Source organism: Polynucleobacter sp. P1-05-14 (assembly GCF_018881675.1).
Classification (GTDB): domain Bacteria; phylum Pseudomonadota; class Gammaproteobacteria; order Burkholderiales; family Burkholderiaceae; genus Polynucleobacter.
Window position 1 is genome coordinate 197,081 of record NZ_JACVPV010000001.1, and the last position, 15,976, is coordinate 213,056.

The window sequence follows — 15,976 nt, forward strand, 5'->3', positions numbered from 1 at the left end:
GGTGATGGCTGGTGGTACTGGTGGACATATCTTTCCAGGCCTCGCTGTCGCTGAATATTTGCGGGTATGCGGCTGGAAGGTCTCTTGGTTGGGTAATCAAGCGGGCATGGAGTATCGCCTCGTGAAGTCTTGTGATTTCCCATTTGAGGCGGTCGAGTTCGGCGGTCTACGTGGCAAGGGATTAAAGGCAAAGTTGATGCTACCTATTAATCTTATGCGCGCTTGCTATCAAAGTTGGAAGATTATGCGTCGCCTAAAACCGAATGTGGTTTTAGGTATGGGTGGTTATATTACTTTCCCTGGTGGTTTAATCACGAAAGTTCTGAAACGTCCATTGGTTTTGCATGAAGCGAATTCAGTAGCTGGTAGTGCTAATCGTGCGTTGAGCAAAATTGCAATGCGGACTCTCACTGGGTTCCCCAACACAATGGATCATGCAGAGTGGGTAGGCAACCCGATTCGGGAAGAGTTTGATCACATGCTGGCGCCTGCAGCACGTTATGACCAGCGCCAAGGGCCTTTATCTATCTTGGTAGTAGGTGGTAGCTTGGGTGCTGCTGCCCTTAATGAAAGTATTCCGGCTGCGCTGGCATTAATTCCAGCAGAGTCACGTCCCAAAGTGATTCATCAGGCGGGCGATAAGCATTTAGTAGATCTACAGCAGCGATATGCTGGCTTAGGTGTAACGGCAGATATTCGCCCCTTTATTAATGACATGCCAACCGCGTATTCACAGGCCGATGTAGTGATTTGCCGTTCAGGTGCCATGACAGTTTCTGAAATAGCAGCTTGTGGTGTTGCATCTTGCCTTATTCCATTCCCATTTGCAATCGATGATCACCAAACTGCGAATGCAAAATTCTTATCAAATGCTAACGCAGCAGTTTTATTGCCGCAGACGTTACTGAATCCACAAGATTTAGCAATGATGATTCAGAACTTTAATCGCACAGAATTAAAAGAGATGGCATTACGTGCGCATGCTTTAGCAAAGCCACATGCTACCCAGCGTGTAGCTGAGGTATGCGCAGATTATGCGGGGGTGGGAATATGAAAAATATCGTTCAGCAAATTCACTTCATCGGTATCGGTGGTGCTGGCATGAGCGGTATTGCTGAGGTGCTATTGAACCTGGGTTACCAAGTTTCAGGGTCAGACTTAGCGGATAGCGCAGTCACTAAGCGTCTGAGAGAATTAGGTGCAATTATTCATATTGGGCATGATCCTAAAAATATTGGTACGGCAGAGGCAGTAGTCATTTCCACCGCTGTTGCAGGCAATAATCCAGAAGTTTTGGCTGCACGCGCGGCGAAGGTACCAGTGATTCAGCGCGCAGTCATGTTAGGTGAGTTGATGCGCCTGAAACAGGGTATTGCAATTGCTGGCACACACGGCAAAACAACTACTACCAGCTTGGTTGCATCCGTTTTAGCTGAAGGTGGTCTAGATCCCACATTTGTGATCGGCGGCAAACTCAATTCTGCAGGTGCCAATGCGCGCTTGGGGCGTGGAGATTTTATTGTGGTTGAGGCGGACGAATCAGATGCCTCCTTCTTGCAATTATTTCCAGCTATGGAAGTGGTAACCAATATTGATGCTGATCATATGGATACTTATCAGCACGATATGGCTAGATTGAAACAGGCATTTGTTCAATTCATTCAGCGCATGCCTTTTTATGGTGTAGCAGTACTTTGTATTGATGATGCTAATGTGCGCGACATTATTCCGTTTGTATCTCAGCCAGTACTTCGCTATGGTTTATCAGGGGATGCAGATATTCGCGCAAGTAATGTTCGTGCGGATGGTACACAGATGCACTTCACGGTTGACCGTCGTACTGTGCGTAGGCATGGCAATAAACCAGGCCCACTAAATATCACCCTGAATTTACCAGGCTTGCATAACGTCTGCAATGCCTTGGCTGCTATTGGTATAGCAACAGAGTTGGGTGTGGGTGATGAAGCAATTATGAAAGCCCTGTCTGAGTTTGGTGGTGTTGGTCGTCGCTTCCAGCGCTATGGAGAGATTCCTTTGGCATCTGGCGGTAGCTTTACCTTGATCGATGATTACGGCCATCACCCAGTGGAAATGGCTGCAACCTTAGCTGCAGCGAGAGGTGCTTACCCAGATCGTCGCTTGGTCTTAGCATTCCAGCCGCACCGCTTTACTAGAACGCGTGATTGCTTCGGTGAGTTTGTTCAAGTCCTCAAAAATTTTGACGCTTTGGTGCTGACTGATGTGTATCCAGCGGGCGAAGCAAAAATTCTAGGGGCTGATAGTAAGAGTTTAATAAAGGCCGCAATTGCTGAAGACAAGAATTCTAAAGTTTTATTGGATTCAAGTGCAGTTGCTTATGCTGCAAACGTGGCAGAGATGCCAGAAAAATTAAGTCAGGTTTTAAAAGATGGGGATGTATTAATTACGATGGGTGCGGGATCAATTTCTGCTTTGCCACATACGCTGTCGGAGGCAAAGAATGTCTAAGGTAGGTGCTAATTTGATTTCCTGGGGTGATCGCGTTAAGTCCAGCTTGGCTGGCCTAGATCTTAAGTCGTTAGGACGTGTTGGTGTTTTGCTTGGCGGGAAATCAGGCGAACGAGAGATTTCTCTTATGTCAGGTAATGGCGTATTAGAGGCTTTGCGCGCAAAAGGGGTTGATGCCCATGCTTTTGATACGGGTTTGCGTTGCCCTACCGAAATAGTAAAAGAAAACTTCGATCGTGTATTCATTTCCTTGCATGGCCGCTTTGGTGAAGACGGAACCATCCAAGGATTGCTGGAGTTGTTAGGGTTACCTTATACGGGTAGTGGTGTTTTGGCCTCTGCTCTAGCAATCGACAAAATTGTCACTAAGCAAGTCTGGATTAGTAATGGACTTGCTACTCCTGAGTATGTAGAGTTAACTGCTGATAGCAATTGGAATGCAGTCGTGAAGCACCTGGGCTTGCCTTTGATTGTGAAGCCAGCAAATGAAGGATCTTCTTTGGGTTTAACGAAAGTAAAGTCCGCAGAAGAGTTGCCCGCTGCTTACAGGCTTGCAGCTGGATTAGACAAAAAAGTGATTGCAGAGACTTGCATCATTGGTGATGAATTAACTTGCCCAATAGTTGGTCAGGGTAATACGGCTGAAGCATTACCGGTGATCAAAATTATTCCGCCTCAAGCAAATTACGATTTTCATAATAAGTATTTTTCTGATGAAACTCAGTACTTATGCCCTACCGGACTGGCACCTGAAGTCAATGCCGCCGTCCAGGAATTAGCTTTGGCCGCATATAAAGCTTTGGGTTGTCGTACATGGGGCCGTGCTGACGTAATGCTAGATCAAAAGACCGGTAAGCCTTACTTGTTGGAAATGAATACTTCTCCTGGTATGACTTCCCACTCTTTGGTGCCAATGGCTGCCAAAGCTGCTGGTATCGAGTATGCAGATTTAGTGCTTTGGTTACTCAGTCAAACGTTGCATCAAAAAGAGGATGCTGCTGCATGAGCAACTTCATGGATCGCTTCGGTGAAATTTTCTCTATGTTGATGTCTCCGCTTTGGAATCATGCGGAGCGCATGGAGAAGCTGAGTCGTTTCTTGCTGCGCTGCTTTGTGGTAATGCTCGTCATTGGTATTTTGGTTTGGCTAAGTCAGCGACCAGTTTTCGCTTTGAAGCAGATTCAGATTGAGCCAGTTACTGGCCAAATATTGAAACACATCAACAAGCCTATTGTTAAGCAACAAGTTTTAGCAATAGTGCAGGGTAATTTTTTCAGTGTTCGTTTGGAAGATGTGAAGCGAGGCTTTGAAAGTATGCCTTGGGTACGACACGCCAATGTCCGCCGTGTTTGGCCAAATGGTTTAGTGGTGAGTATTGAAGAGCAGAAGCCTTTTGGTACCTGGGGTGGCGCTGAGAGTCGTATCCTAATGAATACCCATGGCGAGCTCTTTACTGGACGCGTTACTGAGGTGAGTGAGGATGTGCGTTTAGTTGACTTTTCTGGCCCTGAAGATGCGAGCAAAGAAGTGATGAGTCTTTATGAAAAAGCCAACAACTGGTTTAAACCATGGGGTTCAGAAGTCACTAGCCTTGCTCTGACTGAGCGCTACGCATGGCACGTCAAGCTCTCAAACGGAATGAAAGTAGAGTTTGGCCGCGATGAGGAAAGCTCCGATAAAAATTTAACGGAAGAACGTGTGGCGCGTTTATTTAAATATTGGCCACAAGTACAAGAGAAGTGGGCGAATCGAGTAGATGCAGTCGATTTGCGATATGCAAATGGTTTTGCGGTTCATCTTGCTTCTGCAAGCTTGAAAAAGAATGAAGTAGATGGCAAAAAAAGTGAGCTGAAGCAATGAGGAATGGTAATGAGTAAAGACAATCGCGATATTTTGGTTGGTTTAGATATTGGAACTTCCAAGGTGGTTGCCCTGGTTGCTGAATTAGCTCCGGATGGTCAATTCAACGTAGTGGGTGTTGGTCAAACTGCATCGAAGGGACTAAAGAAGGGTGTTGTAGTCAATATTGAGGCAACCGTTCAGTCGATTCAGAAGGCGCTTGAAGAGGCTGAGGTAATGGCCGATCGCCAGATTGTCCAAGTATTTACAGGTATCGCGGGTAACCACATTGTGAGCTTTAACTCCAGCGGTATGGTTGCAATACGCGACAAAGAGGTTGGTTCTGGTGATGTTGAGCGCGTATTGGAGACGGCTAAAGCAATCAACATTCCAACAGATCAACAGATTTTGCACATCCTGGTTCAAGAATTCATTATTGATGGCCAAGAAGATGTACGCGAGCCAATTGGTATGAGCGGTCTTCGCTTAGAGGTGAAGGTACATATTGTTACTGGCGCCGTAAGCGCAGCACAAAATATTGTGAAGTGTGTGCGTCGTTGTGGCCTCGAAGTGAATGACCTCATCTTGCAGCCTTTGGCATCTAGCTTGGCGGTATTAACCGAAGATGAGAAAGAGCTTGGTGTGGTATTGGTTGATATTGGCGGTGGTACAACCGATATTGCAATTTATTGCCAGGGTTCGATTCGTCACACAGCAGTGATTCCTATTGCGGGCGATCAGATCACTAATGACATTGCGATGGCATTACGTACACCAACAATTGATGCGGAAGATTTGAAGATTGCACACGGCATTGCTCGTCAAGAGATGGCTGATCCAACCGCAATGATTGATGTTCCTGGTGTGGGTGATCGTGAGCCACGCCCGATGTCTAAGCAAGCATTAGCTGCAGTCATTGAGCCGCGTGTTGAAGAGTTATTTACGTTGGTAAGAGGGGTAGTGCGTGACTCCGGTTACGAAGATATGGTTTCTTCGGGAATTGTTTTAACAGGTGGCACCGCATTAATGCCGGGCATGGTGGAGTTGGCAGAACAAGTCTTCCTAAGGCCTGCCCGTATTGGTACCCCTGAATACCGTGGCCATCTCCATGAAGTCTTACGTAGTCCCAGATATGCCACCAGCATAGGTTTGCTGATGGAAGGCCAAGCGCAGTTATTACGCGGTCGTCGTGTTTCTCAATCAGGCGCGTTGCAAGGTGTTATATCGCGCATGAAAGAATGGTTTGCAGGAAATTTTTAAGTTTTTTTCGTCGTCGTCAATGTAGTACATATTTACCTAGGAGGGTATATGGAATTTGAAATGTTAGATCAAGAAACAGCTGGCAAGACCATTATTAAAGTGGTTGGAGTCGGTGGCGCTGGTGGCAATGCTGTCCAGCACATGATCCGTCGCGGTGTTAACGGCGTAGAGTTCATTTGCATGAACACCGATGCTGGCGCTTTACAGCGTTCTGAGGCATCTGTGAATTTGCAACTGGGTTCTAGCGGATTAGGCGCTGGTGCCAAACCAGAAATCGGCGCAGCTTCTGCTGAAGAAGCACGTGCTCGCATTGCCGATACATTACAAGGCGCCCACATGGTGTTCATCACTGCTGGTATGGGTGGCGGCACAGGAACTGGAGCGGCCCCAATCGTGGCTCAAGTAGCTAAAGAAATGGGCATTTTGACGGTTGGTGTCATTAGTAAGCCCTTTGACTTTGAGGGTGTAAAGCGCTTGAAGGTTGCTGAAAATGGTGCAGCAGAGCTTGAGTCATATGTAGATTCATTGATTGTTGTGCTTAATGAAAAACTCTTTGAAGTGATGGGTGAAGATGCTGAGTTCGATAAGGCATTTGCTTGTGCCGATGATGTGTTACATAACGCAGTATCTGGCATTGCAGAAATCATCAATGTTCAGGGCTTGATCAACGTTGACTTTGAAGACGTTAAAACAGTAATGGGTGAGCAAGGTAAAGCCATGATGGGAACGGCAACTGTTTCTGGCATGGACCGTGCACGCTTAGCTGCTGAAGCTGCGGTGGCATCACCATTGCTTGAAGGTGTTGATCTGTCAGGTGCACGTGGCGTATTGGTAAACATTACAGCTAGCCGTTCATTGAAGTTATCTGAGACTCGCGAAGTCATGGCAGCGATTCGTGGTTATGCCGCTGATGATGCAACCGTAATCTTTGGTACCGTTTATGATGAAAGCCTAGGCGATGCCTTACGTGTAACTGTGGTTGCTACTGGTTTGAATAATCCTCAAGCACGTAAAAACAACCAACCTGAAGTGGTTTGGAGACAAGCTACTGGTACTCATGATGCAATGCCAACGATGGCAGACCTCAATAGCTTTGCTCCTGCTAGCGCATCAGCAGCAATGAGCAAGATCAGTGTGGATTCTGCTTTAAGTACTAGCGCAGGTTTGGCTCTCACTGGAACAGGTAGTGCTCCAGCAATGGCAACTCAATCGGCAAGTACTGGTGTTGACTATAGCCAATATGACTTGCCACGGGTTTTTCGTAGCTCTCGTGAGGCGACTCCTGCGCCTACATTAGGTGCGGATAGTTCTCCTCAGGCTAAATCTATGTTGGACAAAGGGGCTGATTACTATGAAATCCCAGCCTTTTTACGTAAACAAGCAGATTAATTAACTGCTTAATACAATAGGTAATTGCGAAATGCCAGCGCGGCGCCCCTCCGGACGACGAATCCCGCGCTTGCGTTGGCATGCTTACTAACAATTATTTATTGGAGATGTCATGATTGCTGTTGGACAAAAATTACCGAACGCTACTCTTTATGAATTTATGAATGAAGAGACCGAAGGCTGCTCCTTAGGGCCAAATGCTTTTGAAGTTGAAAAGCTAGTAGCTGGCAAAAAGATTGTGTTGTTTGCATTGCCTGGTGCATTTACACCAACTTGCTCTGCTAAGCACGTGCCCGGTTATGTTGAGCACTACGATGCGATTAGAGCTAAAGGCGTTGACGAGATTTGGTGTGTTTCTGTAAATGACCCATTTGTGATGGGCGCATGGGGACGCGATCAAAAGGTTGGCAAAAAGATTCGCATGTTGGGTGATGGCAGTGCTGAGTTCACCAAAAAGCTTGGTTTAGAGTTAGATCTAACTGCTCGTGGTTTTGGTGTTCGCTCAGATCGTTATGCCATGATTATTGAAGATGGTGTTGTAAAGTCTCTTGACCGCGAAGCTCCAGGTAAGTTTGAAGTGAGTGATGCCGCTTCCATCTTGAAAAAGCTGTAATTCAAACTCTAATATAACTAATACCCCCTGAATTTAAAATCCAAATATGATGAAGCAACGCACCATTGCCACTCCGGTTAAGACCGTGGGGATTGGCTTGCACTCTGGTCGCAAGGTGACGATTTCTATCAAGCCTGCACCAGTAAATTCAGGGGTTCAGTTTGTTCGGGTGGATACACCTGAACAGTCAGTGGTTCCTGCAACCGCTTTAGCTGTATGTGACACAAGATTGGCTTCTGTTATTCAGAAGGATGGTGTGCGTGTATCTACCGTGGAACATTTACTTTCAGCCTGTGCAGGTCTTGGCCTCGATAATTTATTGATAGAGCTTGACGGTGAAGAGGTGCCTATCATGGATGGTAGTGCCGCTTCATTCTTATTCTTAATTGAATCTGCTGGCATTGCAGAGCAAGATGCGCCACGTCAATTTGTAGTGATTAAAAAACCAGTAGAGGTTCGCGAGGGCGATAAGCTTGCTCGCTTAGAACCATTCTTTGGGTTTAAGTTAGATTTTACGATTGACTTCAAGCATCCGGCGGTAGATAAAACAGGGCAACGCTTTGCGGTTGATTTTGCAGAACAAGCTTACCGTAGTGAAATTGGTCGTGCACGTACTTTTGGATTTGCGCACGAAGTAGAAGCATTGCGAGAAATGGGATTAGCGCGTGGCGGTAGTTTAGATAACGCAATTGTTTTAGATGAGCACCGCATTTTGAATAACGAAGAACTTCGTTATGAGGATGAATTTGTGCGGCACAAAATTTTAGATGCGATTGGTGATCTGTATCTCATCGGACACCCTATTGTGGGAGCTTATATTGCCGAAAAATCAGGCCACGCTCTCAATAACGCACTTTTGCGGAAGCTTTTGGAAGACCCTAGCTCTTATGAAATCAGCTCCTTTGCTGAAAATAAGGCTCCAGGCGCTTATTCCCAGGAAAGCCAGCCCCTCTTTTTCTAAGGGGCCCGAAGTAGTTTTCGTCTACTTTGGTTTATTTTTCAACAGCTTCTCGATGGAGGAGCGTAAACCAGAGTCAGGCCCTAACTTCTCTAATAGGGACTCCCAGGATTTTTTGGCAACCTCATTTAGCCCTTTTGGCTTTTCACGCTGATCTTGGCGAGGTTTAACTTCCCAAGCGGGTGGAGCGGGTTTTACTCGCACCTTTATTGCCTTGCAGGATAAGCCAGATTTACCTAACTCATTGATTAGACTAGGTAATATTTGCTGTAAGCGACTGGCGATGCTCGCACTGCTGACCAGTAAAAATAGCTCATCCTGTGAGCCAGAGCGCCAACCAGCTTCAATTTTTGGGCTCAGATGGTTTAAATCAAGCTTCGTTAGGGCTGAGTTAATAATTGTCTTGAGTTTGGCTAGATCTTCGGTTTTAGCCAAAATTCCCCCAAGACCATCGGATTCACGTAGGTAATCCATCCAGTCGTGAGCTGAGGGCTTGCGGGATGATTTGGGGCTAAAGTTCATAAAAAATGGGCTTGCGGGTGATAAACTCAAGGACTTAATTTTCTTCAATATCCCATGGTAATCGGTCTTCTTAAAACCCTGGTCGGCAGTCGTAACGACCGCCTCTTAAAACAGTATCGCAAAGTCGTTGCTAAGGTCGCCACTTTTGAGGCGAGCCTGCAATCTTTGAATGACTCTGCACTTGCTGCAAAAACTGCAGAATTCAAGTCACGCCTTGCCGCTGGAGAGTCCTTAGATGATATTGCTGCAGAAGCATTTGCGGTAGTTCGTGAGGCTAGTACACGCGTCATGAAGATGCGCCACTTTGATGCGCAGATTCTGGGTGGTCTAGCCTTGCATCAAGGCAAGATTGCCGAGATGGGTACAGGCGAAGGCAAAACCTTAACAGCCACTCTTCCGGTCTATTTGAATGCTTTAACTGGTAAAGGTGTTCATGTTGTTACGGTGAATGATTATTTAGCGCAGCGTGATGCTGAATGGATGTCTAAGTTGTATAACTTCTTGGGTATGAAGGTAGGTGTGAATCTATCTCAAATGGATCACACCACTAAGCAAGAAGCTTATGCCGCTGATATTACTTACGGCACTAATAATGAATTTGGCTTCGATTACTTACGCGACAACATGGTTCAGGATTTGGATCAGCGCGTTCAACGCGGTTTGGCTTATGCGATCGTTGACGAAGTCGACTCCATTCTGATTGATGAAGCTCGTACCCCATTAATCATTTCTGGTCAGGCTGAAGATCACACCGATCTTTATGTCAAGATTAATGCTCTGCCATCTCATTTAGAGCGTCAAATTGGCGAAGAGAAGGCTGATGGCACAGGTGTCGAGAAACCAGGCGACTACTGGGTAGACGAGAAGTCTCAGCAGGTTTATTTGACCGAACAAGGTCATGACAAGGCTGAGTCTATATTGGTTCAATTGGGCGCGCTCAATGATGGCGAATCTCTCTATGCGCCACAAAATATTACTTTGATGCATCACGTGTACGCTGCTCTGCGCGCACACACTCTCTATCACCGCGATCAACAATACGTTGTTCAGAGCGGCGAAGTCATCATCGTGGATGAATTTACTGGCCGTTTAATGCAAGGTCGTCGTTGGTCTGATGGATTGCATCAAGCTGTTGAAGCCAAAGAAGGGGTGCAGATTCAGAATGAGAATCAAACTCTAGCGACAATTACTTTCCAAAATTATTTCCGCATGTATGGCAAGCTAGCCGGTATGACCGGTACTGCCGATACTGAGGCGTATGAATTTAAAGAAATCTACAACTTGGAAACAGTTGTGATTCCGCCAAATCGCATTAGCCAAAGAAAAGATAAGCAAGATCAGATCTACAAGTCATCTCGCGAACGCTATGACGCGGTGATTAAAGATATCGAAGATTGTTTTGAACGTGGCCAGCCAGTATTAGTTGGTACCACTTCGATTGAAAACTCTGAGTTGATTGCGAATCTATTGGATCAACGCAAATTACCGCATCAAGTTTTAAATGCAAAACAGCATGCTCGCGAAGCAGAAATTATTGCTCAAGCTGGTCGGCCAAAAATGATCACAATTGCTACTAATATGGCTGGCCGTGGTACTGATATCGTGCTTGGCGGCAACGTTGGCAAACAGTCTTCATTGATTGAGGCTGATAGCGCTATAGCTGATGCTGATAAAGCAGCCAAAATTAAGCAGCTGCAGGATGAGTGGCAAAGTATTCACAATCAAGTTCTAGTTGCTGGTGGTTTGCATATCATTGGTACCGAGCGACACGAGAGTCGTCGTATCGATAACCAGTTAAGAGGTCGATCAGGCCGCCAGGGTGATCCTGGCTCTTCCCGCTTCTACCTTTCATTGGATGATCCGCTGCTACGTATCTTTGCAGGCGATCGTTTACGTTCAGTGATGGAGCGTCTCAAGATGCCTGATGGCGAGCCGATTGAAGCGGGTATGGTGACGCGCTCTATTGAGTCTGCTCAACGCAAGGTTGAGGGTCGCAACTTTGATATTCGTAAGCAATTGCTGGAATATGACAACGTTGCTAATGATCAGCGTAAAGAAACTTACCGCCTCAGAAATGAAGTGCTTGAGAGTGCTGATATTGGCGAGTTAATTGCTAATTTGCGCGAAGATGTTTTACGTTCCGTTTGCTCGGTTTATGTTCCTCTGGAGTCTATGGAAGAGCAGTGGGACCTAGTTGGGCTGGAAAACGTTTTAGCCAGTGAGTGGGGCCTCACAATTGACCTCAGAAATTGGGTTGAAGGTGCCGAGACTGTAGATGATGCAGAAATCGTTGACCGTGTATTGCAGTCCGCTAAAGAAGCTTACGATGCAAAGGTCGAACTCTCTGGTCGTGAATCTTTTGCAGGCTTTGAGCGCTCCGTTCTCTTGTATAGCTTGGATAGCCACTGGCGTGAGCACTTGGCTGCTTTGGATCATTTGCGGCAGGGTATTCATTTGCGCGGTTACGCGCAGAAAGATCCTAAGCAAGAGTACCGCCGTGAAGCATTTGAGCTGTATGGTGAATTGCTCAATGTCATCAAAAATGACGTTGTGAAAAACATCATGACGGTTCAGATTCGTAGTGCCAATGAATTAGATCAGGCATCCGAGTCGATGAATGACGATTTGGCTAAGCTTTCTGATGTCCAGTATCAGCATGCCGATCCCGAGAAAGAGGTTGCTGGATCAACAGGTGATCGTGGTGCCGCTATTGATATTCAGCCTGCACCTCTGCGCACAGGTCCAAAGGTGGGTCGCAATGATCCTTGTACGTGCGGTAGCGGTAAGAAGTACAAGAACTGCCACGGCGCCTTAGCTTAGATTTTTAATCTTCACACGACAGTGCTTCAGTGGCTCAGATTTATCTGGGCCATTTTTCTTGGTGGAATCCCTAATCATTTAATACCCCTAGAGACCCTGAGATCTGTCATGATTTGTAGGCAGAAAACATTTGCTTTGTCTGCAAAATCTCAAATTTAACTAAGGGGGCGTTATGGCCGTGTCTTTTACTCTCAATGGTAAAGCCGTTAATTTCGATGGGGATCCTGAAACACCGATTCTCTGGGTTTTACGAGACCATTTAGATGTCACGAGTCCAAAGTATGGCTGTGGCGCAGGACTTTGTGGTGCATGCACCGTTCACTTGGAGGGTGCCGCCATCCGTTCTTGCTCTACCCCAGTATCTGTTGCGGGCGGTAAGTCAGTTACTACTCTCGAGGGCTTAACGGCAAAAGTTGGGAAAGCACTTCAAGACGCTTGGATCGAGTTCGATGTGCCTCAGTGTGGATATTGTCAGACTGGCCAAATGATGTCTGCAGCCGATTTATTGGCAAAGAAAAAACAGCCTAGTAGTGAGGATATTAAAAATGCCATGAGCGGAAATATTTGTCGCTGCGGTACCTATTCCCGTATCGAAAAAGCAGTCAAACGCGCTGCAGATAAATTGGCATAAAGGGTAAAGATCATATGAAAAATCAATCTTTAAAAAGCAACAGCCGTCGTCAATTTATTCAGCAAAGTGCTGCGCTTGGCGGTGCCTTTGTTGTCGGGATGCATCTGCCGATGACAAGTGAGGCTGCTTTAGGGGATGTTGCAAAGCCTGCCTTAGCAAACGCTTGGGTGCAAATTACTCCCAATAATCAAATTACCCTCATTTGTGCTCGCTCTGAGATGGGTCAGGACGTATATACCTCTTTGCCAGCCTTGCTAGCTGAGGAATTAAACTTACCTCTCTCAATGATTCAGGTGCAGATTGCCGGAGTTGCTCCTGTTTATATTAATGCGATGTTGGGTGGCCAAATTACTGGAGGCTCAACTTCAGTTCGTGAGGCCTTCGATAAATTAAGAACTGCTGGAGCTGCAACTCGTACAGTCTTAATTCAGGCCGCAGCCCAACGTTGGAACGTTTCTGCTGCCGACTGTAAAGCTATGAATGGCAAGGTAACCCATTCAGGTGGCAAGTCAGCTACCTATGGTGAATTGGCTGCAGATGCAGCTAAGCTACCCCTTCCAGAAAAACCAACCCTAAAGTCGCCTGCGAATTTTATGGTGATTGGCAAAGAAACAATGCGTCGCTTGGATACGCCAAGTAAAGTTGCTGGTAAAGCAGTTTATGGAATTGACGTCAAGATTCCGGGTATGGCAATTGCATCCTTAGCGCAATGCCCTGTTATTGGAGGTACGCCTACATCCTTTGATGCTTCCGCTGCAATGAAGGTAACTGGAGTGATTAAAGTTGTCCAGATTTCGGATGGCGTTGCAGTATTGGCTAAAGATTTTTATACAGCGCGTAAGGGTAGGGATGCCCTGAAAATTACCTGGAATGAAGGCTCTAATGCGAACCTGAGCAATGCTGTTGTTCGTAAATCCTTAGAAGAAGGTTTATCTAAAAAAGGTGCTGTGATTAAAACAGTGGGTGATGCTAACGCTACCGTTGTAAATGGCAAGCCGTTGAGTGCCCAATACTTTTTGCCATACTTAGCCCACTCCACTATGGAGCCTGTGAACTGCTCTGCTGATGTATCTAATGGCAAGTGCAGAATTATTGGCCCAATTCAGTTTCAGCAAGGTGGGCAGGCGGTAGCTGCAGCTGCTGCTGGGGTTAAGCCAGAAGATGTCACGATTGAAACCACCTTCCTGGGTGGTGGGTTTGGCCGCAAGTTGGAGCTGGACTTTATTCGTCAAGCCGCTGAAATTTCTAAGGCGGCTGGCATGCCAGTCAAGATGCTCTGGACTAAGGAAGATGACATTACTCATGACTTCTATCGTCCTATGAGTGTTCATAAGGTGGATGGAATCTTGGGCGCCAATGGTCAGTTGGCTTCCTTGAAAGCCAAAATGGTTTCTCAGTCAGTGACAGCACGAGCCTTTCCTGGTTTTGTGAAAGATGGTTTTGATCCATTCATGGTGGAAGGCTCGAACAATATTACCTATGAGATTCCCAATCTAGAAATTACTAACGTGATTACGGATACCGGACTTCGAGTAGGTTATTGGCGCTCAGTAAGTAATGCTCTCAATGCATTTGCAATTGAGAGTTTTGTGGATGAAGCTGCTAAAGCTGCTGGTAAAGACCCTGTTGCATATCGGATGGCATCTTTAAGTAAGCACCCACGAGCAAAGGCTGTTCTTGAGTTGGCGGTGAAAAAGTCTGGATATGTTCCTGGCAGCAAGCGTTTTGGTGTTGCACAGATGGAGTGTTATGACACTTATTCTGCTTGCATACTTGAATTGGATCCTGCTGCTAAGGAGACCAAGGTTAAGAAAATTACGTTCGTTTCTGATTGTGGAATTACGGTACATCCTGATCAAGCAAGGGCGCAGCTCACTGGTGGCGTGATTTACGGCTTGAGTGCAGCCTTGAGCAATGAAATCACGATTGAGAATGGCCGAGTCCAGCAGAATAACTTCAACAACTATCCTAGCTTGCGACAAAATCAAGTGCCAGTAGTTGAGGTGCATTTGGTGCCAAGTCAGGAGAAGCCGGGTGGTTTGGGTGAGGTTGGAGTGCCTTTAGTGGCCCCAGCCCTAGTAAATGCAATCGCCGCAGCAACTGGCAAGCGGATTCGGGAGTTGCCAATCAAGGCATAGTATCTGTAATGGGGTTTAACCAATAAAGCGCGCCCAGAAGGTGCGCTTTATTTTTAAGCCTCATCTACAATTATCAGACTATGACTGTTAACTTACCCCTCCCCCAAAAAGCCGAATTAAAGCCTATTAAAGGTTTTGAGATGGGCATCGCCGAAGCTGGTATTAAGAAGGCAAATCGTAAAGATTTATTGGTGATGACTTTAGCTCCTGGTTCCCAGGTCGCTGGCGTTTTTACTCTAAATCGCTTTTGCGCTGCTCCAGTGCAAGTTTGTCGCGAGCATTTGGCGCAAGAGGGTCGTAATGGTGAAATCCGAGCCCTCGTGGTGAATACCGGCAATGCTAATGCTGGGACTGGTGAATCTGGTATGAAGCACGCCTTAGAAACCTGCGCAGCTTTGGCTAAGGATCTGAAGATTCATCCAGGGCAGATTCTGCCATTCTCAACTGGGGTCATTCTTGAGCCGCTCCCGATTGAGAAAATTATTAGCGCTTTGCCAAAGGCAGTGGCAAACCTTAGCGAGGACAATTGGTTTGATGCGGCTGAAGCCATCATGACTACGGATACTCAGCCTAAAGCTACTTCAGCAACTGTGCAAACACCTGCAGGATTGGTGACCATTACCGGTATCTGTAAGGGCGCTGGCATGATTCATCCCAATATGGCAACCATGTTGGGATTTATTGCTACTGATGCTGGATTTGCGTCTGGCCTCTTGAGTGGTCTTACTCGTGAGATAGCGGACCTTTCATTTAATGCGATCACCATTGATGGTGATACATCCACTAATGATTCTTTCATCATTATGGCGACGGGTCAGTCGTCAGTGCAAATTCAATCAGCGAACGAACCTAGTTATGCGATCTTGCGAGATGCATTAATTGCATTAGCTAGAAAGCTAGCGCAAATGATTGTGCGCGATGGCGAAGGGGCAACTAAATTTATGACGATCGAAGTGCTTGGTGGAAAGACTCCTGAGGAGTGCCGCTTGGTTGCTAAGGCAGTTGCCCATTCCCCATTAGTAAAAACCGCTTTCTTCGCAAGCGACCCTAATTTAGGTCGCATCCTGGCAGCGATTGGCTACGCAGGCGTCACCGATTTAGATGTGGGTCGCGTACAAATGTGGCTGGGCGATGTTTGGGTTGCTAAAAATGGTGGGCGCAATCCTGATTATCTGGAAGCTGATGGTCAGAGGGTCATGCAGGCCCCAGAGATCACCGTCAAGATTGACTTGGGTCGCGGCAGCGCTACACAAACCATATGGACTTGTGACTTATCGCATGACTATGTATCCATTAATGCAGATTACCGCTCATAAAAG

At 46.5% G+C, this 15,976-nt stretch carries 13 protein-coding genes; 12 read left to right on the plus strand and 1 reads right to left on the minus strand.

Translation table 11 applies throughout. The features are described 5' to 3' along the window. Positions 1 to 4 precede the first annotated feature (4 nt). The 8 genes from murG to lpxC all read left to right on the plus strand — a co-directional run bounded on the left by murG (position 5) and on the right by lpxC (position 8,549). Complete coding sequence (gene murG, locus ICN37_RS01095; RefSeq protein WP_216154480.1) at positions 5 to 1,054, plus strand: undecaprenyldiphospho-muramoylpentapeptide beta-N-acetylglucosaminyltransferase; 1,050 nt, start codon at positions 5 to 7, stop codon at positions 1,052 to 1,054. Beyond that, positions 1,051 to 2,487 carry a UDP-N-acetylmuramate--L-alanine ligase gene (gene murC / locus ICN37_RS01100; protein WP_216154363.1) on the plus strand — a complete coding sequence of 479 codons (1,437 nt, stop codon included), beginning with the start codon at positions 1,051 to 1,053 and terminating at the stop codon, positions 2,485 to 2,487. The genes murG and murC overlap by 4 nt, the downstream gene beginning before the upstream one ends. After that, complete coding sequence (locus tag ICN37_RS01105; RefSeq protein ID WP_255533270.1) at positions 2,480 to 3,493, plus strand: D-alanine--D-alanine ligase; 1,014 nt, start codon at positions 2,480 to 2,482, stop codon at positions 3,491 to 3,493. Before murC ends, ICN37_RS01105 begins: the two co-directional genes overlap by 8 nt. Beyond that, a complete protein-coding gene (locus tag ICN37_RS01110) occupies positions 3,490 to 4,347 on the plus strand; it encodes a cell division protein FtsQ/DivIB (protein WP_216154364.1) in 858 nt (285 codons plus the stop codon). Before ICN37_RS01105 ends, ICN37_RS01110 begins: the two co-directional genes overlap by 4 nt. A gap of 9 nt (positions 4,348 to 4,356) precedes the next feature. Then, entirely contained in the window at positions 4,357 to 5,586 is a 1,230-nt protein-coding gene (gene ftsA, locus ICN37_RS01115) for a cell division protein FtsA (RefSeq protein WP_215321364.1), read from the plus strand. 48 nt (positions 5,587 to 5,634) lie between these two features. After that, positions 5,635 to 6,975 carry a cell division protein FtsZ gene (gene ftsZ / locus ICN37_RS01120; RefSeq protein WP_216154365.1) on the plus strand — a complete coding sequence of 447 codons (1,341 nt, stop codon included), beginning with the start codon at positions 5,635 to 5,637 and terminating at the stop codon, positions 6,973 to 6,975. A 112-nt stretch (positions 6,976 to 7,087) separates the two neighbouring features. Next, a complete protein-coding gene (locus tag ICN37_RS01125; protein WP_216154366.1) occupies positions 7,088 to 7,588 on the plus strand; it encodes a peroxiredoxin in 501 nt (166 codons plus the stop codon). 46 nt (positions 7,589 to 7,634) lie between these two features. Further along, on the plus strand, positions 7,635 to 8,549 hold the full coding sequence (lpxC, locus tag ICN37_RS01130; protein WP_215321367.1) for a UDP-3-O-acyl-N-acetylglucosamine deacetylase: 915 nt from the start codon (positions 7,635 to 7,637) through the stop codon (positions 8,547 to 8,549). A 21-nt stretch (positions 8,550 to 8,570) separates the two neighbouring features. Here the strand turns inward: lpxC and ICN37_RS01135 are convergent, their stop codons facing one another. Beyond that, positions 8,571 to 9,068 (minus strand): hypothetical protein, encoded by a 498-nt coding sequence (locus tag ICN37_RS01135; protein WP_216154367.1) that lies wholly within the window; start codon positions 9,066 to 9,068, stop codon positions 8,571 to 8,573. 54 nt (positions 9,069 to 9,122) lie between these two features. On the opposite strand from ICN37_RS01135, the gene secA reads away from it, so the two are divergent. The 4 genes from secA to argJ all read left to right on the plus strand — a co-directional run bounded on the left by secA (position 9,123) and on the right by argJ (position 15,973). After that, positions 9,123 to 11,888, plus strand: coding sequence for a preprotein translocase subunit SecA (secA, locus tag ICN37_RS01140; protein ID WP_216154368.1), 2,766 nt, complete (start codon positions 9,123 to 9,125; stop codon positions 11,886 to 11,888). 172 nt (positions 11,889 to 12,060) lie between these two features. Beyond that, on the plus strand, positions 12,061 to 12,519 hold the full coding sequence (locus ICN37_RS01145; protein WP_216154369.1) for a (2Fe-2S)-binding protein: 459 nt from the start codon (positions 12,061 to 12,063) through the stop codon (positions 12,517 to 12,519). A 14-nt stretch (positions 12,520 to 12,533) separates the two neighbouring features. Continuing rightward, positions 12,534 to 14,657, plus strand: a complete 2,124-nt coding sequence (locus ICN37_RS01150) for a xanthine dehydrogenase family protein molybdopterin-binding subunit (protein ID WP_216154370.1) — start codon at positions 12,534 to 12,536, stop codon at positions 14,655 to 14,657. An 80-nt stretch (positions 14,658 to 14,737) separates the two neighbouring features. After that, positions 14,738 to 15,973 carry a bifunctional glutamate N-acetyltransferase/amino-acid acetyltransferase ArgJ gene (gene argJ / locus ICN37_RS01155; RefSeq protein WP_216154371.1) on the plus strand — a complete coding sequence of 412 codons (1,236 nt, stop codon included), beginning with the start codon at positions 14,738 to 14,740 and terminating at the stop codon, positions 15,971 to 15,973. Positions 15,974 to 15,976: the final 3 nt, after the last annotated feature.

Excerpts from the sequence above, each read along its gene's own strand:
- secA (WP_216154368.1), top strand. The coding sequence starts at position 9,123 with ATGGTAATCGGTCTTCTTAAAACCCTGGTCGGCAGTCGTAACGACCGC.
- ICN37_RS01105 (WP_255533270.1), top strand. The coding sequence starts at position 2,480 with ATGTCTAAGGTAGGTGCTAATTTGATTTCCTGGGGTGATCGCGTTAAG.
- ICN37_RS01150 (WP_216154370.1), top strand. The coding sequence starts at position 12,534 with ATGAAAAATCAATCTTTAAAAAGCAACAGCCGTCGTCAATTTATTCAG.
- ICN37_RS01145 (WP_216154369.1), top strand. The coding sequence starts at position 12,061 with ATGGCCGTGTCTTTTACTCTCAATGGTAAAGCCGTTAATTTCGATGGG.
- lpxC (WP_215321367.1), top strand. The coding sequence starts at position 7,635 with ATGATGAAGCAACGCACCATTGCCACTCCGGTTAAGACCGTGGGGATT.
- argJ (WP_216154371.1), top strand. The coding sequence starts at position 14,738 with ATGACTGTTAACTTACCCCTCCCCCAAAAAGCCGAATTAAAGCCTATT.
- ICN37_RS01110 (WP_216154364.1), top strand. The coding sequence starts at position 3,490 with ATGAGCAACTTCATGGATCGCTTCGGTGAAATTTTCTCTATGTTGATG.
- murG (WP_216154480.1), top strand. The coding sequence starts at position 5 with ATGGCTGGTGGTACTGGTGGACATATCTTTCCAGGCCTCGCTGTCGCT.
- ICN37_RS01125 (WP_216154366.1), top strand. The coding sequence starts at position 7,088 with ATGATTGCTGTTGGACAAAAATTACCGAACGCTACTCTTTATGAATTT.
- ICN37_RS01135 (WP_216154367.1), bottom strand. The coding sequence starts at position 9,068 with ATGAACTTTAGCCCCAAATCATCCCGCAAGCCCTCAGCTCACGACTGG.
- ftsZ (WP_216154365.1), top strand. The coding sequence starts at position 5,635 with ATGGAATTTGAAATGTTAGATCAAGAAACAGCTGGCAAGACCATTATT.
- ftsA (WP_215321364.1), top strand. The coding sequence starts at position 4,357 with ATGAGTAAAGACAATCGCGATATTTTGGTTGGTTTAGATATTGGAACT.
- murC (WP_216154363.1), top strand. The coding sequence starts at position 1,051 with ATGAAAAATATCGTTCAGCAAATTCACTTCATCGGTATCGGTGGTGCT.